This window comes from Nodularia sp. LEGE 04288, assembly GCF_963896525.1.
Taxonomy (GTDB): Bacteria; Cyanobacteriota; Cyanobacteriia; order Cyanobacteriales; family Nostocaceae; genus Nodularia.
Genome location: NZ_CAWQOY010000178.1, coordinates 1 through 19,419, shown reverse-complemented (window position 1 = coordinate 19,419; position 19,419 = coordinate 1). Strand labels below are relative to the sequence as shown.

Below are 19,419 nucleotides of genomic sequence, written 5' to 3'. Positions count from 1 at the left end.
TATAAGAGACAGGCGGGCAAGATGCCCGCACCACAAGAGTTTTATCATTAATATCTGTACCTTATAATACCGGGAACTGCTGTAATTAAGTGAGCAAACAGACTGGATATGATACAGAAAATCTCTGAAACTCTCATGACTCTGTGGCCTCTGCGTCCTCTGTGGTTCGTTATTTCCTAAAAATAAGTAGGACGGCGTAAATAATTAAACCTTAGCTGAACTTTGTGCTTTCAAATAGGTAAATACAGATTTATCGCCAATATCTGGCGGAATGGCTTGGAATGCTTTACGCAAGGCAAATACTAGAAACAAAATTGCCCAAACTCCTAATAAAGCTTGTTCCCAGTGAGTTGGTAAAATTCCTACCAAATGTCCCAGCAGAAGTAAGGGAACTATGAAAGTTAATAACTTAGTTTCTAGGCGATTAAAGCAAAAAGCTTCTTTGAAAAAAATACCTGTTAATGCCACGAAGGTAAAACCTATCCCAAATAATGTTAGCGGTTGGTTGTAAACTGCGATCGCTAAAGGTTCACTACTAGACAATGCCAGGACTACTGCTGATATACTGCCGATCGCCCAAAAAACTTGTAATAGTCGGTGCAGCAATGCCATGTAGATGTGAATGGTTAATAAACTGATACCCAGACCAAGACTAAAACAGGCATATAAAGGAGTGAGTGCCGCTATAGTAGTAGGATTATTGTTGAATAAAACCAAAGCGCTGCCGATGGCAAAGCTGAGTGCTGCTACCATTAAACCAGCGCGGTAGATAATCACCCCAGTGCGATCGCTTTCATCAATTGAAAATTCCCCAAACTGACCTTGATAAACTTCTGGTGCAGATAGTGTTTGTGTCGTCATATGCAAAAAACTATAGTTAGGATAATTCTTTAAATTTAAATATTGAATTTTGTCAATAGTATTTAGGCTTAAAATTAAACTTTATTTTATACTTATATTTTAGATGATGCTTTGTCTTCTATCAATTTTATGCGGTTTGGTTTGACTCCAAGAATAAGACTTGTAACGCATCTTGCCAGTTTAGCTGCAACTGTGAGGATGCATTACCGCTATTGATGGCAATTTCTACCCAGCCATGACTACCAACGAAAGCGGCTACTTCTCCCAGTTTCACATCACTATAAGTTTCACATCCCGGTATATTTACCCCAGCGACTTGCACAGACCAATTTTTACCTTGCACATATCTTTCGGGAATATTGCTGATTAAGTTGCCAAAATAATCAATATATTGAATACAACCTGTCACGCCGGAATTAGTTTGGTTGCATTCGCCTATATCCAACTGTACCAAAGTTCCTGAATCGATTTCTTGTCCCAGCTGTTTTAACGTGACACCACTAGCAAGATGAGCGCCCACAGGTGCAAATATATCTCTACCGTGAAAAGTTTTGCTGGGTTCAGGTGTGCGCCAATAATTAGAGTTTGTCAGTTCAACGGTGTTAATGGCTGGACTTTGACTGAGTACCCCACTAAATATGCCATTATCTGGTCCTACTAGAAACCCTTGAGCAAATTCTACCGCGATCGCTCTGCGCTTACTGCCCACTCCCGGATCTACCACTGCCACAGATACTGTACCCACCGGGAAATAGGGATAAGCATTCATCAGACAGAACCTAGCTGCGGCGATATTTTGCGGCGGAATCTGGTGTGTCAAGTCTACCACCGTTAACTGGGGATTAATTTGAGCGATCGCACCTTTCATGACACTAACATAGACATCGCGATCGCCAAAATCGCTCATTAGTGCCAGGAGTGATACTTGATTTATCTGTGGTTCAGTCATGGCTTAATCATAAAATTATATGAAGACAAAATTTTCTGTATCGACAGATACTAAAAATATGATATGTTAAGAATACCAGACATAAGAAAAATTAAACAGGAGTAATATGATGAGTCAGAATAGATTACAAGCTATGAGTCAAGCACAAGAAACTCATAGAGTAAATATTCAAAAAAGCCTAGAGCATCGCTTGCAAGTAGCCAAGGCTAAGAGTGACGAGCGGCTGATTCATCAACTCGAAGCCGAAATCAAATATATCCGTTAATCAAAAGTTTCTAGTTCATAGTTTTGTTGTGTGAAACCCAGCTGCGGCTGGTTTTTTATTTAAAGGGGTTGTCAAATAATTCGCAACCCCATAATATTGGCAGTTCAACGACAAAATACACCAAATTGAAGCTTTATTCGTCTTGTGTAAAGTTTTTATCGAGGAAATTGAGTGCTTGATTGCGGAGTTCAAAATATTCTCTGGAGTTTCGCATAGCAGCGCGATCTCGTGGATGCTCAAAAGGAACCTCTAATATTTCTCCAATCGTCGCTTTCGGTCCATTAGTCATTAATACGATGCGATCTGACATATAAATTGCTTCATCGACATCGTGAGTAATCATCATTACTGCTTGGCGATTATTTTCCCAAATATCTAATACCTGTCGTTGTAATTTCCCCCTAGTTAGGGCATCTAATGCCCCAAAAGGTTCATCCATAAGTAACATTTTTGGTCGGATTGCTAAGGCTCTGGCAATACCTACTCTTTGCTTCATCCCTCCAGAAATTTCATCAGGATATTTATCAGCTGCCGCTATTAAGTTCACCATTGCTAAATGTTCATTTACGATGCTAATTTTTTCGGCGCGATTAGCATCTTTTAGCACTTCATCTACAGCTAAACGGATATTTTCGCGCACAGTTAACCAAGGTAACAGTGAGTAGCTTTGAAATACCATCATCCTTTCGGCTCCTGGTTGCCGAATTTCTTTGCCATCGAGCCGGACTGAGCCAGAAGTGGCTTTGTCTAACCCAGCGACTATCTTCAGCAGAGTTGATTTACCACAACCAGAATGACCAATTACAGAAATATATTCATCTTCACCAATGGTTAAATTAACTCCATCTAGCACGACAAAATTACCTTTATCAGGTGTCGGGTAAGCCTTGACTAAATTTTCAATTTCTAAAAAATTAGGGCGAGACATAACTTGGTGAGGATTATTTACTACTAATGGCATATCTTTCATGATTAAAATCTCCTAAAAACTTTGAGTTATCAGTCAATATCTAGACTGGCGATTTAAGACATAAAGAAACGCGTGGGAGCATTAGCCCTAATTGCAAATTTATTCATATATCCCACTGGGTCGCTAGGATCAAAGCCTACTTTGTCTATGAATACTTCTGGAGGTTCGATTTTATAATCATCCTGGGGACAGTCAATACCCATTTCAGCTGCTATCTCCCGATATAAATCTGTTCGCCAACCGCTGCGGGCGATTTGATCAGCATTTTTGGGAAACTTGGAAATTTGTCCCCAACGGGCAGCTTGGGTCATTAACCAGAGACTTTGGGATGTCCAGAGGAATGTTGAATGGTTTCCTGGCTGTTGCGGAAGGTTCTGAGGAATATTAAAGAAAATCGTGCCATCGGCAGATTTAATGGTGCGGTCTTTGCCATCAAACCCACCATAGTTGTAATTGCCGAGAATTCCCGGACTGGTTAATTTAGAGATGGGTGCGTCGGGATTTCTGGGTTTAGCACCTGTAAAGGAACGGTCTGTAATCAGTTCGGCAACTTCCTGGCGATTTTCCGGGTTGCTGCAATACTGACAGGCTTCTATCATCGCCTTAACCAAGGAACGATAGGTTTTGGGATAATTGTCAATGAAAGATTCCATCACTCCCAATAGTCTATCTGGGTGTCCCAACCAGATTTCTTTGCCTTGGGCGAAGGTAAAGCCGATGCCTTCGTTACCTGTTATTGCTCTAGTGTTCCAAGGTTCAGCCACCATATAAGCTTGCATTGCGCCAATTCGCACATTTGTCACCATTAGGGGCGGTGGCACAATGATGACGCGGAACTCTTTGAGTGGGTCAACACCTGCGGCGGCGGATAAGTAACGGATAAAATATTCGTAAATGGCAGAACTGAGAACTACTGCCCAAACTTTGCGTTCTGTTGGTTGCTTGGCAAAGTAGCCGCGAAAATCGCGCCCAAAGGCTTCTAATGCACCATCTCCGTATTGTTCTTGGTACTCATACCACGGACGTAGCCCAAAATCCCACATGGCTTGGTTCATGGTCATGGCGTTACCGTGGCGATGAATGTTCATGGCTGCACATAAGGGGGCTTGACGTGCGCCTTCTGCACCAATTCTGGCGTTGGTCACAGCACCGGATACTACGGGGGAAGCATCTAGACGACCAAAAATTAGCCCGTCGCGGGATGTTGCCCAACTAGCTTCGCGGTTGAGTGTGACGTTCAAACCATATTTGCGGAAGAAACCTTTTTTCCAGGCGATCGCAAATGGCGCACAATCATTAACAGGGACATATCCCACAATCAAGTCAGGTTTTTCTAAGTCTTGAGATTTGACTAACGGTTCAACAGCTAAGACTTCTTCAGTCAACCCTCTAGCACCTGTATTACCAGCAATACCACAGGATGACAGCCCTATCCCAGCTGTTGTTGCTCCGATGCTTTTAATAAAGTCTCGTCGAGTCCAATGATTATCACCCATTTCTGTGTTCGCTCCAGTGGTAATCAATTATTTTTCCGCAAGCTAACGCAAAGATGCAGAATTATATTGCGTCTTGCTAATTTTTAATGAGACAAGTTTTGTTAATTAGAAACTGTAGGCCGGTGGGTTACTATTTCTTGAATTTTGCCCAATCCGTAGTCTAGAACTAGTCCAGTTACACCAATCACAATCACAGCTAAAAAGACGGAACTGAGATTCAGACGACTCCATTCATCCCAGACAAAAAACCCAATCCCAATACCACCTGTGAGCATTTCTACAGCAACAATGACTAGCCAAGCAATCCCTAAACTAATGCGTAATCCTGTGAAAATATACGGCAAACTTGCAGGCCAGATAATTTTCGTAATCCGTCGCCAACGGGGTATTTCTAACACTCGTGCCACATCTAAATAGTCTTTGGGAACGCTGGCGACTCCCAAGGCAGTATTAATAATTGTTGGCCACAAAGAAGTAATAAAAATTACAAAAATTGCGGAAGGTTCTGCCAAATTAAAGATGGCTAGAGCAATCGGCAACCAAGCCAAGGGTGATACGGGTTTAAAAATCTGAATAATGGGATTAAACGCAAGCATGGCTGACTTAGACATACCAATGAGAAATCCCACAGGAATCGCTACAACTGCGCCCAAGAAAAAACCAATCAAGACCCGTCGCAGACTGGCTATCAACAACCAGCCAATTCCTAAGTTCCCAGGGCCTCGTTGATAAAAAGGATTTAAAATGTAATCAAGATTGGCAATAAAAGCTTCCGGTGGAGTCGGCATTAATTGATGATTAAACAGTGCTACAACCCACCACAACACAATAATCCCTAAAAATCCCAGAGCAGGTAGAAGGAAAACGTCTCTGGCAACTATAGGTTTAGCTTTTTTCCAAGCAGTTTGACCAGCGATCGCCATAATCGCTGCTAAATTTAATTGAAATATCATTTATGACCTCAACAGAAATAAGTGCAGGCACAAAAATCTGAGCAGTACCAGCCTCGGACACTGATGAGATCAAAACATTAGAAAAATGCTGTCTCTTCAGTCTCCTCTCAATGCCTACGAAGTTAGCTGACGGGCTAGGGCTGAGAGATGCCCCTCTCTTTTCGATTTTGGATTCTAGATTCAGAATTTGGGATGAATTTTCAGTCTCAAACTTCAAACCTTTTTACCAATCGATTCAGAGATACGCCCCAAAATTTGGTTCCTCCGCTCCAGCGTTATGAGTTATAACTTGCTGGATTAGGCTGACTTACTCAAGCTTATGTTGAATTGTACACTAATATTTTTAATTTGCAAGAACAAGCTGAATTTGGTTCAATAAACCTATAGCCATATTGATGTGTGTCAAGTAGGTAACGTATTAGCAAAGCTTGGTTAGGCAGTGCATATGTTCACACGCAGCAGTAGTCCTGATCAAGCTGCCATTATCATAGCTTCAACTGTCGTAAGTAAGTCGGCTAAGTTTAGTTCATCGAGGGAGATTACCCATCAACAAAATATGCGTTAAAACCCCCATCCCTTCGTAGGTAATGGGGGCTAGGAGGTTAGGTTTGGAGATTCTTACTGTTAACAAAAACACCTTCCAAACATACCCTTAACTTCTTCTGTTCCGTGAGCGATCATTATCCTTATTAACGTCTAATTCTTCCCGCCGCAGGTTTTCTTGAGCCTCAACCGTATCCGTTTCTACAACCTTCTTAACTTTTACTTCTTCACGTAAAACAGCTTCCTTACGAATTTCAGGAGTTTCTTCGTGAATATCCACACGTGCAACTTCACCTTCGCGGAAGTTCACTTCACCAGGGGAAGCTGTGCGTCCTGCATCTGTTGGCGTAGTGCGTTCAATCACTACACGCTCTTTTTCCACTGGGACAGCAACATTGACTCTCTCAGTTTCAACGTGCTTACCAACCGAAACTTCTCCTGTTTTAACGCGGTTTTTATGAGCAATTAACCGTTCTTCGTACAGTTTCAGGTTTTGATGATTGCGCTCACTAGTATCATACAAATGCGGTTCCCGGTCGTAAGTATAGGTCTCACGATCATAAGTAGACCTGGGTGTAGGTGTAGTGGCTCTGGCTGTAGTCTCGGCATAAGCCGCTGGAGTATCTAAAGGTGCTGTAGACTCTACAGGTGTGGAGGTCTCTAGAGGTGTTTCTGCAAACGGAGTCCGATAAACTCCGCGCACCTGCTCTTCATAATCGTAATCAACCCGTTCGAGGTCGTGAAAATCAGGTAAGCTTTCTACTTGCTCTTGGGTAAGTCCTGTAGCGTAGACTCGTCGGTCAGCATAACTCATGCGAGAACGCCCAATTGGTAACAACACTTGCTTACCAAAAATCCAAAAGCCTGTATCTACAATTAGGTAACGAAACCGTCCTGTATCGTCCACTAAAATATCTTTGACTGTGCCAACTTTTTCATTATTGATGTCTGAGTAGACATCGAAATCTCTGATTTCATAATTATCAAATTCAGCATTTTTATAGTCAGCACCAAAATCTTGAAGTTTATAAAGAACCATATTAGCATTTACCAAAATCTACAATTACCATCCTAAATAATTGGTTATTCTGCTACTTCTTCCTGAAGATTGAATTACAATAATTTTCTATTTAATACTTATAGTAGATTTAATATTTAAATAAGCTCCTCAAATCTCAAAAATTCTCTATCTTGAAAAATAGGTTAAATCTACTTAATAGCTTAATTAGTATTCAGCAAATTTGATTTATAACTTTAGGTACAATTGTTTGAATCGGCAGGTAGATAACCATCGTCAAGAGAAAAAATATTATAGACATACATATAAATTTAAAAAAATTTAATTTAAATTAATGGAGGTATGTTTGGATGTCTAGCTTATCTCGTTTGTCTGCATTGACTGCCTCTTTGGTAACTCTAGGGCTAGCCGCTGTAACTTCTCCAGTTTTAGCACAGAATATTTTTCCTGATGTTCCCCCTGATTATTGGGCGCAACCATTTATTGAGCGTTTAGCTGAACGAAATATTATTGTAGGATATCCAGACGGCACATTTCGACCCGAACAGGCTGTAAATCGTGATGAATTCGCAGCCATGATTCGTCAAGCTTTTGATCAAAAGCCAGTACGGCAAATCGAAGATGCAAGCTCTTTTCAAGATGTTCCTGAAGGATATTGGGCATCTGAGGCCATTGAAGAAGCTTATCAACAAGGATTTATGAGCAGTTATCCTGGTGGTTTCTTTCGCCCAAATCAGCCAGTTTCTAGGGTAGATGCCTTAGTTACCCTGACTAGAGGCTTGAATTTAGCACCAAAAACTCGTCGAGCTGTGAGAAGGCCTATATATTTGCCATTAGCAATGACTTCTTTAATGCAGCCTTTAGTAGCAGCAGCACCTCAGCCAACTACGCCTGTAGCAGCACTGGCAAAAGATTATTATACTGATGCCCAACAAATTCCTCCGTATGCTATTAATTACGTAGGCATAGCAACACAAAAAAATATGGTGGTTAATTATCCGAATCCCAGAGAGCTAGAACCTAACGAACCTCTAAGACGTGCAACTGCGGCTGCTTTTATCCATCAAACTTTGGTTGCTCAGGAGAGAATTGAACCTCTGCCTAGTAATGTAGAAGCTTATAACTATATTGTTCGCCCGGAAGTTAGCCAAGCTGCACGATAAATTCCCAAAGCAGTCAATACAAGAGTTCACCAATTAGATATTGAGCAAATTCAAATATGCTTCTGACATTAGCCTTATAGAGACGTTGTATACAACGTCTCTACATTCACTTTAAGCCTTGTTAAGATTTAGGCTTGTAAGTCGAAGCAACGTGTAAGTCTTTCAGCTGTTTGGCATCTACCCCTGAAGGCGCATCTGTGAGTAAACAACGGGCTTGTTGTGTCTTGGGAAAAGCAATGACATCCCGAATGGATTCTTCCCCAGCTAGCAACATTACCAAACGGTCTAAACCATAGGCAATGCCACCATGTGGCGGTGTACCATATTCAAACGCCTCCAAGAGAAAGCCAAATTTATCCTGTGCTTCTTCCGGAGACAAACCAATGGCTTCAAACACCTGCTGTTGAATATCTCCTTGATAAATCCGCAGACTTCCGCCACCAATTTCTAAACCGTTTAACACCAAATCGTAAGCTTGGGCGCGTGCGGTTTTTAAATCACTCACATCTTCAGGATGGGGTGCAGTAAAGGGGTGGTGCAGTGCTTCTAGGCGTTTTTCGTCAGCATTCCACTCAAACATGGGGAAATCTGTAATCCAGAGTAAGTTAGTTTTTTCGGGATTAATTAACTTAAATTCCTTCGCTACAACTTGCCGCAATCTGTCTAAAGTTTTATTAACTTTAACCGTGTCAGCAGCCGCAAATAATAACAAATGACCGGCTTTTGCACCTGTGCGTTGCAAAATTTCCTGTTTTTGGGCTTCGCTGAGGTTGTCTTTAATTGCGCCAATGGTGTCAATTTCACCATTTTCTCGCACGCGGATGTACGCTAAACCTTTTGCACCGGCTTCGCTGGCTTCCTTGAATAAGTCACCGCCTGGTTTAATGCGGACATTGGAAATAACATCGTTACCGTTAGGAATGGGTAGAATTTTGACGATACCACCATGAGCGATCGCATCCCGAAAAACTTTAAACCCAGAGTCTTTTAAAACATCGGAAACATCGACTAATTCTAAGTCATAGCGGGTATCTGGTTTATCGCTACCATAGCGTGACATCGCATCGGCGTAGGTCAGACGGGGAAATGGTAAGTTTAACTCGATACCTTTAACTGTTTTGAAGATATGAGCCACTAACTTCTCATTCAGGGCAATAATTTCTTCTTGGGACATGAAACTCATTTCCATGTCCAATTGAGTAAATTCTGGTTGTCTGTCGGCGCGTAAATCTTCGTCACGGAAGCAACGGGCAATCTGATAATATCGATCCATACCCGATACCATGAGTATCTGTTTGAATAGCTGGGGTGATTGCGGCAAAGCAAACCACTCGCCAGGATTCGCCCGACTGGGTAAAATGTAATCCCTCGCACCTTCTGGGGTGGAACGGGTAAGAATGGGGGTTTCAATTTCGATAAAACCTTCGAGGTCTTCTAAGAAACGACGCATGGCTTTGACGACTTGATGACGCAATTGCATATTCTGCGCCATGCGTTCTCTTCGCAAATCTAAATAACGATACTTCAGCCGCAAGTCTTCCCGCACAGTTTCGGTGTCAGCTGTGGAAACTTGGAATGGTAATTGTTTACTAACGCCGTTAAGCAGTGTAATTTTGTCGGCGTAGATTTCAACTTCGCCAGTAGGGAGGCGGGGATTCAAAGATTCGTCGGGACGGTGCGTTACCCTACCGATGATTTCGACAACGTATTCATTCCGCAGGCTGTTGGCCTGTTCGTAGGAATCTGGGGTGCGTTGCGGATCACTGACAATTTGGAGAATGCCAGAGCGATCGCGCAAATCTAAGAATATCACGCCCCCATGATCGCGGCGACGGTCTACCCAACCGTATAAGGTAACAGTTTCTCCAATATCTTTTTTTCGGAGTTCGCCGCAATAGTGAGTTCGCATAAGTGTTAGTTTGATTCTGTCGGGCTAGATGGGCTATTAAATCTCAAAGCTTTCCCATTATCTAGCATCAATAGTAATTGTAGTAGTTTCAGTTCAAGAAAAAAAGTTCAGCGATTTCTCATCGCCTGGGCTAGATGCTGTTTCTAAGTAGGTAGGCTACGTAACAATAAATAAACTGTAGGGTGTGTTGTCGCACAGCGCAACGCACCGTCAACAATCCCAGGTACAAGGTGCGGTGGTCTCTATGACATAACTCCGAATAATTTACATTCCTTCATATACATGGAATTTTTCTCACCGACTTACTTATACCAATTCTTTATGAGGATGCGCTGAATTATAGGACGAACGAACCACGTTGGCGCTAGCCTCTCCCTTTGGGAGAAGTACACAAAGAAATTTAGCGCAGCTTTACACAGAAATGGGATTAATATTTTCGATTTCATTAATTTTGGTTTGGTTGAGCTGATTTCATCGAATTTTACATATATCAGCTATTTAAATTTAGAAAACACTACACAATAAATACTGAGTGCTAATTATTTTGATCCAAGCCCCGCATTGAAAGTGGGCGGTCTTTCAACTCAGCAGTCCTGATCAAGTCCCAAGTAACAAAACATGGTAATATAGCTATGTTCGATTCAGTCATACACTGGAAAAAAACACAGCCAAAAATTTAAATTTTACATCCATAAACCCTTTTTTCCGCTGCCACTTATTATCCATAAACTTCCATGACTGAAATTTCCTTCCGGCCTAATACAATAGATGAAGTAGCCTTCCGTTATGTTGTCGAAAATAACGAATATCGAATTCCTGAACAGCTGCAAGCAGAAGATCGCATCATTGACATTGGAGCGCATATAGGATGTTTTTCTTACTTATGTTGGCAACGGGGGTCGCGAAAGATTGAAGGGTTTGAAGCTAATTTAGAAAATGCTGAACTAGCACGAAAAAATCTTGCTTCTACAAATGTGGTAATTAATTCCAAAGCCGTTTGGCGTTCAGATAAAAAACAAGAGACTGAGTTATATCATTCTGGCTATACACAAATGTTAGCTGATGGTCCCGATCCGGTAGGGATGAACACAGCATCGGGAAATATTTTTGCGTCAGATGGTCAACCTGTAAGCACAGTTGCCCTTGATGATATCATCGGAGATTCAAAGGTCAAAATTCTCAAAATCGATTGCGAAGGAAGTGAGTTTCCCATTCTTCTCACATCTCAACGCTTACGACAAGTCTGCTGTTTTGTCGGGGAGTATCATCTGATGGACTCCATCCCCAGTGCAGCACAGGTAGAAGGGTTCGAGAAATACACTGTGGGAACGTTGGCAGATTTATTCATTAGTCATCGCTTTAAAGTGGAATTTGTCCCCTATCCAGATGCTCGGTTTTCTAATGTCGGAAATTTCTTCGCCTATAATCTTGACTTAGAATAAGTTATTGATATTAGTGATGCCTATATCCCCCGAATAGCAGGGGATATAAGCTAATAGAGGAATTTATCCATCTATTTTAATTATTCTCAACTTTAAAGATACACAGCTTACTATGCTTACCATATAAAGGAATCTCCTCTTTGTAGGGTATAGTTAGAACTAGCTCTACATTATTTAAATTAAACGGAGCTTGATCTAAAAAGACTGCTGAATTTTTTTCTAATCTAATTTCAGCACCTGTCGATATATCTATATTGGGTATACAATCCTGTTCATTCTCAGGATAACTTTCAGTCACAAATACATAATTATATTGAGTGATTTTCTCGATAAATTTTTGAATATGTTGGTTAGATAAGTGCTGCAAAACTTGGCGAATTAAGCAGATATCTCCAGTCGGTAAATCTTCGGTCAAAACATCAACACATAAGAACTCTACATTAGCATTAGCATATTGTCTCTGATTGCGTTCTATTAATGTTGGTACTATGTCTATACCTATATATTGATATTTAATCTGGGCTTGTTCTAAATTTTTTAAAAGCTGTTGACCAACCCGAAAATCACCACATCCTAAATCGACAATTTTGATATTTTTTAACTGTTGCTTCACAGCAAACTCTGTGAGTAATTTACAATAAGGGATAGCAAAAATATCATCTGAACCTTTACCTGAGAAAAATTCTCCTGAATTTCCTCCCCAGATGTTGTTTGCATATATTTCCGAGAAAATATCAGTGGGTGTTTGATTCTCTTGTAGCATATTAAAGTAACAATTATCCTGGTAACATTCTAAAATTTACACTGAATATTCACCTTTGTCTAGTTATAGACCACGCGGTAGGGGCGCAAGGCCTTGCACCCTTACGACTCAGTACTCACCATTTATTTCCAAATTAAATCGAGGCGTTGTTGAGCTGCTTTTAAACTTTGTTCTGGAGATGCACCCAGCAAGGTAGCCTCAATAGCTCGACCCAGACTATCAGATAAACTACTATAACCAGCAATAATCGGTCTACCACGTGCCGCAGGCATTTGTTCTAGAAAAACTTTTAACACGGGTTTTTCGGTAATGAATTGCTGATAAGCTGCACTTTGGGTAGATTTGATATTCACCGGCAAAAAACCCGTCCCGATACTCCATTCTGTTTGGAATTCTTCACTCAAAACAAACTCTAAAAACTTGAGTGCGGCTTCTTCTCTGGCTGGGGTAGTCTTCATCACATAAAAATTACCATCGCCAATGACTGTAGCCTGTTCGACACTTGCAGGCATGGGAAATACCTGATAATCAACATTAGACTTCATGATATAAGTCCAAGGGCCTGTAATCTGCATCGCAACGCGACCGGCGATAAAGTCGTCTTCTTCATAACCTCGCTCAGGTGCAGATAACTTGGCTGAACCATCTTTAATTAAATCTTGCCAAAATTGCAAAGCTGTCACAGCTGCATCGGTGGTCAAATTTGGTCGATTATCAGTAATTATCTCCCCGCCAGCACTCCATAAAAAGGGGAACCAACTAAATACAGTCCATTCGCCTTTACCTAAAGGTAATAAAATTCCATGCTGTTCGGGTTTACCGTCGCCATCTTTGTCTATGGTCAATTTTTTGGCAACTTCTCTTAATTCTGCCCAAGTTTTTGGTGTTTCGGTAATTCCCGCCGCTTGGAACAACTGAGGTCGGTAAAAAATGCCCAGATTGCTGGTGTAAAGTGGAATTGACCACAGATGATTGTCTAATGTTAATGCTGCCAATAAGTTGGGGCTAATTTCCGATTTCAGGGGTAATTTGTCTAACCAATCTTCTAAAGGTCGAATTGCGTCTAATTGACTAAATTGACCTGTCAGTTGTGGGTAAAAACTCAGGATATCTGGAGGGACATTTCCCACAACTGCGGCGAGAATTTTCGGCAATTGTTGGTCTAGTCCACCGGCAAAAATAGATTCTACTTGGATATCAGGATGAGTCTGATTAAATTTATCGACTAATTTTTGAAATACATCTCGATTAACTGGGGGATTAATTCCTTGCCACAATGTCAACCGAATTACACCATCATCTTTTGGTGATGAAGCTTGACAGCCAGATAAGATGATTAAACATGAAATCAGCACAAGTCCTAAAACTAATCGCCTCCCAGCAGCAGCAATCCACTGGCGAAAATAACTGGTAATTGGGTGTAGTAAAAGAGTCATTTTCATCCCAAATGGTTCTCTAAACAATCATTGAGCCAAGCTTCAAAGTTTTCCCCTAAAGCCGCTAAAGAATAGACCGCTTCTGCCTGTTCTCGGCAATGACGGCGATCAATTTGCCCTAATTTGGCGATCGCTTCCACCAGTCCATCTACACTATCTGGTTCTACCAGCCATCCTGTTTTGCCTGATTTGACAATTTCACTTGGTCCACCACGATTATAAGCAATCACTGGCACACCACAAGCCAGAGCTTCTATGCACACATTCCCAAAGGCTTCCACCCAATGGGGAGTCATTAATAACCCCCGGCATTTTCCTAAAGCTTCCTGGAGGGCTGGAGTTGGTAAAAACCCCTGATAGCTAAATGGGGCTGAGGGAAATTCGGCTTGAATCCATTCCCAGTACTGAGGGTTTTCTATTTTACCCCAAATTTTTAACGGAATCTGGGTTTTGTTAACTGCCGAAATAGCATCTTCTAAGCCTTTTTCCGGAGCAATGCGCCCCACCCATCCTAAGTGATCCTGGGGGTGTAAATTACAGTTATAAAGACTGAGATCCAATCCATTTTCCAGACAACGATAGGCGGAAGCAAAACCAAAGGTTTGGGCTTGGGCTTGAGTATGAACAGCAATTGTTCCGGGAAAATGTCGAGCTACAGTATGGATTGCTTCATCCATCACCATAGACAAAGACCCCATACTGACCAAATGGGCTACAGGGCGCTGGAAAAAAGGCGTGAGATAAAAAGGTAGCCAATCATAGGCAAAGTTCAGCAGGATATCAAACTCTGGCTGCAATTTCCTTGCTGTTTCCCACATCTGCCCTAAGACACTACCGGCGGGAATAGAAACAGGAGTATGGCGTTCCTGATGTTGTGCAGAGTCCGGGGCGACTCCGGCTACTTCTATGACCTGTCCATAGGCTGACTGAGAGCCTTGGGGTGCAACAATGGTAACAGTATGGTTACGCTCAATTAAGGACTGAACCACATTGGCCAGGGTTAATTCTACTCCACCTCCCTCTCCGGAACCTAAAAAACCAATGGGTGTAGACACACATAACAAACGCATGATGGTAGAGGGGTGTTAACGGGATAAATATTTGAACTGTTCAGTGGTACGGTTATTGCGATCGCACCTTGCTATAAAACCGAACCCACTCAATTATAAGTTGGTCTAATGTTTGAAGTAGGAAGCTTGATAGATTGATTGAGGAAAAATACTGGTTGTCTGCAAGCTAGGAAGCTTGAGATTAAACCTCCTAAGACTAAATCCACTAGATATAGCAACTGTCAAGACGATTAGGACATGAAAAAATTGTCAAACTAATTTACAGCAAGCATTTCAATTTTGACTTTTGACTTTTGCTCTAGTATCCCATTCTCAATACCCAGTGTCTTATCCTCAACGCCACAATTGCTGAAACGAAAGCTAACGAGGAAAGTTATATGCCGAAAGTAATTGGAATTGATTTAGGAACCACAAACTCTTGCGCTGCTGTGATGGAAGGTGGAAAACCCTTAGTCATTGCTAACGCTGAAGGACAACGGGTTACTCCTTCTGTGGTGGCTTATACTAAGTCTGGTGAACGCTTAGTGGGTCAAATAGCCAGACGACAAGCGGTGATGAACCCGGAAAATACCTTTTATTCGGTGAAACGCTTCATTGGGCGCAAATATGAAGAAATTACCCATGAAGCTACAGAAGTTACTTACAAAATTGTGCGCGATCGCGATGGTAACGTTAAACTGGACTGTCCCGCAGCAAGTAAGCAATTTGCACCCGAAGAAGTTTCTGCCCAAGTTTTACGGAAGTTGGTAGATGATAGCAGTAAATATCTGGGAGACAAAGTTACTCAAGCTGTGATTACGGTTCCAGCTTACTTCAATGACTCCCAACGCCAAGCGACCAAAGACGCGGGTAAAATTGCGGGTGTGGAAGTTCTCCGTATTATCAACGAACCGACAGCAGCAGCCCTGGCTTATGGTTTAGATAAAAAGCACAATGAAACTATTTTGGTCTTTGACCTTGGTGGTGGGACTTTTGACGTTTCTATTTTGGAAGTAGGAGACGGCGTATTTGAAGTTAAATCCACCAGTGGCGACACCCATTTAGGTGGTGACGACTTCGATAAAAAGATTGTTGATTGGTTAGCAACTGAGTTTCTGCGTAATCAAGGTATTGACCTGCGTAAAGATAAACAAGCTTTACAAAGATTAACTGAAGCCGCAGAAAAAGCCAAAATTGAGCTTTCCAGTGCGACTCAAACTAATATTAACCTCCCCTTTATTACAGCGACTCAAGCGGGACCGCAACACCTGGATATGAGTTTGACAAGGGCTAAGTTTGAGGAAATGACGGCGGATCTTTTAGACCGTTGTCGAAAACCAGTGCAACAAGCAATGCAAGATGCCAAACTGAGCAATGCGGAAATTGATGAAGTTGTATTAGTCGGTGGTTCAACGCGGATTCCGGCTGTGCAAGAATTGGTACGGCGGATTATTGGTAAAGATCCTTGTCAAGGTGTGAACCCTGATGAAGTGGTAGCGATTGGTGCTGCTATTCAAGCGGGTGTCTTAGCTGGTGAGGTGAAAGATATCCTGCTGTTAGATGTCACTCCCTTGTCTTTGGGTGTGGAAACTCTCGGCGGTGTGATGACGAAGATTATTAGCCGTAATACTACTATCCCAGTGAAAAAGTCGGAAATCTTCTCGACGGCGGCTGATGGTCAAACAAATGTAGAAGTTCACGCTCTCCAAGGTGAGAGAGAATTCGCTAAAGATAACAAGAGTTTGGGGACATTCCGCTTAGATGGGATTCCGCCAGCACCTAGAGGTGTACCACAAATTGAGGTGACTTTTGATATTGATGCCAACGGTATTCTTTCTGTGACGGCTCAAGATAAGGCTACAGGTAAACAGCAGTCGATTTCGATTACAGGTGCTTCCACTCTCGATCAGCGAAGTGTGGAAAACATGGTGCGGGATGCAGAAGCCCACGCGGAGTCAGACCGCAAACGCCGTGAACAAATTGATACGAAGAATATGGCAGATTCTTTGGCTTATCAAGCTCAGAAGCAATTGCAAGATTTGGGTGACAAGGTGAGTGCTGAGAATCGTAGCCGAGTTGAAGGATTGGTACGGGATTTACAGGAGGCGATTAATCAAGATAATTTTGAGCGGATGAAGTCTCTGACAAATGAGTTACAGCAAGCTTTGATGCAAGTTGGTAGTGCTGTTTATGCTCAAGCTGGTGGTAATGGTAGAGCTACAGGCGAAGGCGATCGCCCCAGTGGTGAAGATGTGATTGATGCCGATTTTGTGGAAAGTAAATAAAGGAACCCCACCCCCAACCCCTCCCCGCAAGCGAGGAGGGGAGCTAGAGGGCAGCTTTGAGGGGGTAGGTTCAGGGTATTTAGGTTTATGCTTGTAGCGACTAATGAAACTAGTTAATTTTGCAACGGCATACCCGGTTCTGGTGTAGTGAAGCCTTCTGGTGGGGTCGGGCTATTCGGCATACCCGGTTCTGGTGTAGTCAAGTTTTCTGGTTGGGTCGGGCTATTTGGCATACCCGGTTCTGGTGTAGTCAAGCCTTCTGGTTGGGTCGGGCTATTCGGCATACCCGGTTCTGGTGTAGTGAAACCTTCTGGTTGGGTCGGGCTATTTGGCATACCCGGTTCTGGTGTAGTGAAACCTTCTGGTTGGGTCGGGCTATTTGGCATACCCGGTTCTGGTGTAGTGAAGCCTTCTGGTTGGGTCGGGCTGTCAGCGCCTTCAGTGGGTGTGACTGGCGTACCATTCGGACAACGGGAATTGAGCGGGGATTGCTCACACAGAATTTTTAGTGCTTCTGGTGACAACTGGATGTCCTCTACTGAACTGGCAGATTGGGCAATAGCAACATTGGCGGTTAATGCCAATGAAAAAGCTGTCCCAATCAGGGTCAAATATTTTCTCTTCATTCTGAAATTAACCTCAACTGAACAGTCTTTCTTTAACCGCAATCATTTTATGCATAGATATGGCAGAGCTAAAGGTGGTGTTACGAAAACGGTAACCACTTAAAACTAAACCGTTTAGTTTTAAAAGCAAGTACAAACAGTACCGAATTTGGTTGCGGACTGGGACTAAACACTAAAAAATTTGTATACTTTGGGTTTCGCTAATTTAACCTGAAAAATCAGTTCATAATTATGCCTTGGTCTGCTACCATCTCCCAACTGTTGTCAGTTCTTTGCGCCCAACCTGTTAACTTGTCTGAAGCTGCTTTAACACAAGTCAGCAGCACTATCCAAACAGATACCCGGATTCTCCAACCAGGTGAAGTTTTTTTGGCTTTACGAGGGGAAAATTTTGATGGACACGATTTTGTCCCCAGGGCGATCGCTCAGGGTGCAATAGCGGCTATTGTCGATTGTGATTATGACAATCCGGGTTTACCTGTATTGCAAGTCAGAAACACTTTAGAGGCATATCAGCAACTTGCTAGATGGTGGCGCGATCGCCTAAATATTCCGGTGATTGGGGTGACGGGTTCTGTGGGAAAAACCACAACCAAGGAAATCATCGCCGCAGTTTTGGCGACTGAGGGACGAGTTCACAAGACTTTTAGCAATTTTAATAATGAAATTGGCGTTCCCAAAACTTTGCTCGAACTGGATACAGAACATGACTATGCGGTGGTGGAAATGGCGATGCGGGGTCAAGGACAAATCGCTGAACTGACGCAAATAGCCCGTCCGAATATTGGGGTGATTACCAATGTGGGAACGGCACATATTGAGTTATTGGGTTCTGAAGAAGCGATCGCACAGGCTAAATGTGAGTTATTAGCCGAAATGCCTGAAGATGGTGTGGCTATTCTCAATCATGACAATCCTTTGTTAATGGCTACGGCGCAGCAAGTTTGGTCTGGGGAAGTTGTGACTTATGGTTTGTCTGGTGGTGACATCCAAGGGCTACTCATCGATCACGAAACGATACAAGTTAGAGGAATGCGGCTACCTTTACCTTTACCTGGTCGTCACAATGCCAGTAATTTCTTAGCAGCTTTAGCTGTGGCGCAGGTTTTGGGCATCGACTGGTCAAAGTTGCAGGATGGTGTGATGGTGAATATGCCCACGGGGCGATCGCAACGGTTTACGCTGCCCCATGATATACTTATCTTAGATGAGACTTATAATGCTGCACCAGAAGCTATGGCAGCAGCTTTGCAATTGTTAGCAGATACACCCGGAAAACGCAAAATTGCTGTATTGGGTGCGATGAAGGAATTGGGCGAAAAATCACTGCAACTGCACCAAAGAGTCGGTGAAACGGTGCAGAGGTTGCAATTAGACGGTTTGCTGGTTTTGGTGGATGGCAAAGATGCAGAAGCGATCGCCAAAAGTGCTGGAGGTATTCCATCAGAGTGCTTTACCTCTCATGCTGATTTGCTAGCTCGATTAAAGACATTTGTCCAAACAGGCGATCGCCTTTTATTCAAAGCTGCCCATTCAGTGGGACTTGATCGCGTTGTTAATCAGTTTCGCGCAGAATTTCTCTAAAAATAGAGTAGCAAAAACCAAGTCATACCAATTTAATATAAAGATGCATAAATAGAATTTAACCAGAAATCCGGTTCCCCTCATCGCTTGCGGGGAGGGGCTAGGGG

The 19,419-nt window shown here is 42.5% G+C and carries 16 protein-coding genes and 1 riboswitch; of the genes, 5 read left to right on the top strand and 11 right to left on the bottom strand.

From position 1 onward, the window contains the following. Positions 1–204: 204 nt before the first annotated feature. Both AACX33_RS25730 and AACX33_RS25725 read right to left on the bottom strand, forming a co-directional pair. Complete coding sequence (locus AACX33_RS25730; RefSeq protein WP_194000607.1) at positions 205–861, bottom strand: DUF2301 domain-containing membrane protein; 657 nt, start codon at positions 859–861, stop codon at positions 205–207. A 127-nt stretch (positions 862–988) separates the two neighbouring features. Next, positions 989–1,810, bottom strand: a complete 822-nt coding sequence (locus AACX33_RS25725; RefSeq protein ID WP_194000609.1) for an SAM hydrolase/SAM-dependent halogenase family protein — start codon at positions 1,808–1,810, stop codon at positions 989–991. Between the two features lie 109 nt (positions 1,811–1,919). Between AACX33_RS25725 and pirA the strand changes: the two genes are divergently transcribed. Then, positions 1,920–2,075, top strand: a complete 156-nt coding sequence (pirA, locus tag AACX33_RS25720; protein ID WP_339383021.1) for an arginine synthesis PII-interacting regulator PirA — start codon at positions 1,920–1,922, stop codon at positions 2,073–2,075. 133 nt (positions 2,076–2,208) lie between these two features. Here the strand turns inward: pirA and AACX33_RS25715 are convergent, their stop codons facing one another. From AACX33_RS25715 to AACX33_RS25700, 4 genes are all read right to left on the bottom strand, one after another. After that, positions 2,209–3,045, bottom strand: a complete 837-nt coding sequence (locus tag AACX33_RS25715) for an ABC transporter ATP-binding protein (RefSeq protein WP_194000611.1) — start codon at positions 3,043–3,045, stop codon at positions 2,209–2,211. A 53-nt stretch (positions 3,046–3,098) separates the two neighbouring features. After that, complete coding sequence (locus tag AACX33_RS25710; RefSeq protein WP_194000739.1) at positions 3,099–4,541, bottom strand: ABC transporter substrate-binding protein; 1,443 nt, start codon at positions 4,539–4,541, stop codon at positions 3,099–3,101. A gap of 101 nt (positions 4,542–4,642) precedes the next feature. Beyond that, positions 4,643–5,494, bottom strand: coding sequence for a nitrate ABC transporter permease (gene ntrB, locus AACX33_RS25705; RefSeq protein WP_194000613.1), 852 nt, complete (start codon positions 5,492–5,494; stop codon positions 4,643–4,645). A gap of 96 nt (positions 5,495–5,590) precedes the next feature. Continuing rightward, a riboswitch (cyclic di-AMP (ydaO/yuaA leader) is annotated at positions 5,591–5,808 on the bottom strand. Between the two features lie 338 nt (positions 5,809–6,146). Further along, positions 6,147–7,076, bottom strand: a complete 930-nt coding sequence (locus AACX33_RS25700) for a DUF2382 domain-containing protein (protein ID WP_194000615.1) — start codon at positions 7,074–7,076, stop codon at positions 6,147–6,149. 329 nt (positions 7,077–7,405) lie between these two features. Between AACX33_RS25700 and AACX33_RS25695 the strand changes: the two genes are divergently transcribed. Continuing rightward, positions 7,406–8,218, top strand: a complete 813-nt coding sequence (locus tag AACX33_RS25695; RefSeq protein WP_194000617.1) for an S-layer homology domain-containing protein — start codon at positions 7,406–7,408, stop codon at positions 8,216–8,218. A gap of 121 nt (positions 8,219–8,339) precedes the next feature. Here AACX33_RS25695 and aspS read toward each other — a convergent pair whose 3' ends face one another. Further along, a complete protein-coding gene (aspS, locus tag AACX33_RS25690) occupies positions 8,340–10,127 on the bottom strand; it encodes an aspartate--tRNA ligase (protein ID WP_194000619.1) in 1,788 nt (595 codons plus the stop codon). 734 nt (positions 10,128–10,861) lie between these two features. Between aspS and AACX33_RS25685 the strand changes: the two genes are divergently transcribed. After that, complete coding sequence (locus AACX33_RS25685) at positions 10,862–11,569, top strand: FkbM family methyltransferase (protein ID WP_194000621.1); 708 nt, start codon at positions 10,862–10,864, stop codon at positions 11,567–11,569. A 76-nt stretch (positions 11,570–11,645) separates the two neighbouring features. Here AACX33_RS25685 and AACX33_RS25680 read toward each other — a convergent pair whose 3' ends face one another. The 3 genes from AACX33_RS25680 to AACX33_RS25670 form a co-directional block, all read right to left on the bottom strand. Beyond that, positions 11,646–12,332 carry a class I SAM-dependent methyltransferase gene (locus AACX33_RS25680; RefSeq protein WP_194000623.1) on the bottom strand — a complete coding sequence of 229 codons (687 nt, stop codon included), beginning with the start codon at positions 12,330–12,332 and terminating at the stop codon, positions 11,646–11,648. A gap of 122 nt (positions 12,333–12,454) precedes the next feature. Beyond that, the gene (locus AACX33_RS25675) at positions 12,455–13,774 is read right to left on the bottom strand and encodes an ABC transporter substrate-binding protein (protein ID WP_194000625.1); all 1,320 of its coding nucleotides are present in this window, start codon (positions 13,772–13,774) and stop codon (positions 12,455–12,457) included. Then, positions 13,771–14,823 (bottom strand): glycosyltransferase family 4 protein, encoded by a 1,053-nt coding sequence (locus tag AACX33_RS25670; RefSeq protein WP_322744535.1) that lies wholly within the window; start codon positions 14,821–14,823, stop codon positions 13,771–13,773. Before AACX33_RS25670 ends, AACX33_RS25675 begins: the two co-directional genes overlap by 4 nt. Positions 14,824–15,215: 392 nt before the next feature. Between AACX33_RS25670 and dnaK the strand changes: the two genes are divergently transcribed. Beyond that, positions 15,216–17,102, top strand: a complete 1,887-nt coding sequence (gene dnaK / locus AACX33_RS25665) for a molecular chaperone DnaK (RefSeq protein ID WP_194000629.1) — start codon at positions 15,216–15,218, stop codon at positions 17,100–17,102. 113 nt (positions 17,103–17,215) lie between these two features. Here dnaK and AACX33_RS25660 read toward each other — a convergent pair whose 3' ends face one another. Beyond that, on the bottom strand, positions 17,216–17,728 hold the full coding sequence (locus tag AACX33_RS25660) for a hypothetical protein (RefSeq protein ID WP_194000631.1): 513 nt from the start codon (positions 17,726–17,728) through the stop codon (positions 17,216–17,218). Between the two features lie 231 nt (positions 17,729–17,959). Between AACX33_RS25660 and AACX33_RS25655 the strand changes: the two genes are divergently transcribed. After that, positions 17,960–19,312: a UDP-N-acetylmuramoyl-tripeptide--D-alanyl-D-alanine ligase gene (locus AACX33_RS25655; protein WP_194000633.1), complete on the top strand. Its 1,353-nt coding sequence runs from the start codon at positions 17,960–17,962 to the stop codon at positions 19,310–19,312. Positions 19,313–19,419 lie beyond the last annotated feature (107 nt).

Coding starts and splice junctions, on each gene's coding strand:
- AACX33_RS25680 (WP_194000623.1), bottom strand. CDS start 12,332: ATGCTACAAGAGAATCAAACACCCACTGATATTTTCTCGGAAATATAT.
- dnaK (WP_194000629.1), top strand. CDS start 15,216: ATGCCGAAAGTAATTGGAATTGATTTAGGAACCACAAACTCTTGCGCT.
- AACX33_RS25730 (WP_194000607.1), bottom strand. CDS start 861: ATGACGACACAAACACTATCTGCACCAGAAGTTTATCAAGGTCAGTTT.
- ntrB (WP_194000613.1), bottom strand. CDS start 5,494: ATGATATTTCAATTAAATTTAGCAGCGATTATGGCGATCGCTGGTCAA.
- AACX33_RS25715 (WP_194000611.1), bottom strand. CDS start 3,045: ATGAAAGATATGCCATTAGTAGTAAATAATCCTCACCAAGTTATGTCT.
- AACX33_RS25695 (WP_194000617.1), top strand. CDS start 7,406: ATGTCTAGCTTATCTCGTTTGTCTGCATTGACTGCCTCTTTGGTAACT.
- AACX33_RS25710 (WP_194000739.1), bottom strand. CDS start 4,541: ATGGGTGATAATCATTGGACTCGACGAGACTTTATTAAAAGCATCGGA.
- AACX33_RS25725 (WP_194000609.1), bottom strand. CDS start 1,810: ATGACTGAACCACAGATAAATCAAGTATCACTCCTGGCACTAATGAGC.
- AACX33_RS25660 (WP_194000631.1), bottom strand. CDS start 17,728: ATGAAGAGAAAATATTTGACCCTGATTGGGACAGCTTTTTCATTGGCA.
- aspS (WP_194000619.1), bottom strand. CDS start 10,127: ATGCGAACTCACTATTGCGGCGAACTCCGAAAAAAAGATATTGGAGAA.
- pirA (WP_339383021.1), top strand. CDS start 1,920: ATGAGTCAGAATAGATTACAAGCTATGAGTCAAGCACAAGAAACTCAT.
- AACX33_RS25655 (WP_194000633.1), top strand. CDS start 17,960: ATGCCTTGGTCTGCTACCATCTCCCAACTGTTGTCAGTTCTTTGCGCC.
- AACX33_RS25700 (WP_194000615.1), bottom strand. CDS start 7,076: ATGGTTCTTTATAAACTTCAAGATTTTGGTGCTGACTATAAAAATGCT.
- AACX33_RS25685 (WP_194000621.1), top strand. CDS start 10,862: ATGACTGAAATTTCCTTCCGGCCTAATACAATAGATGAAGTAGCCTTC.
- AACX33_RS25675 (WP_194000625.1), bottom strand. CDS start 13,774: ATGAAAATGACTCTTTTACTACACCCAATTACCAGTTATTTTCGCCAG.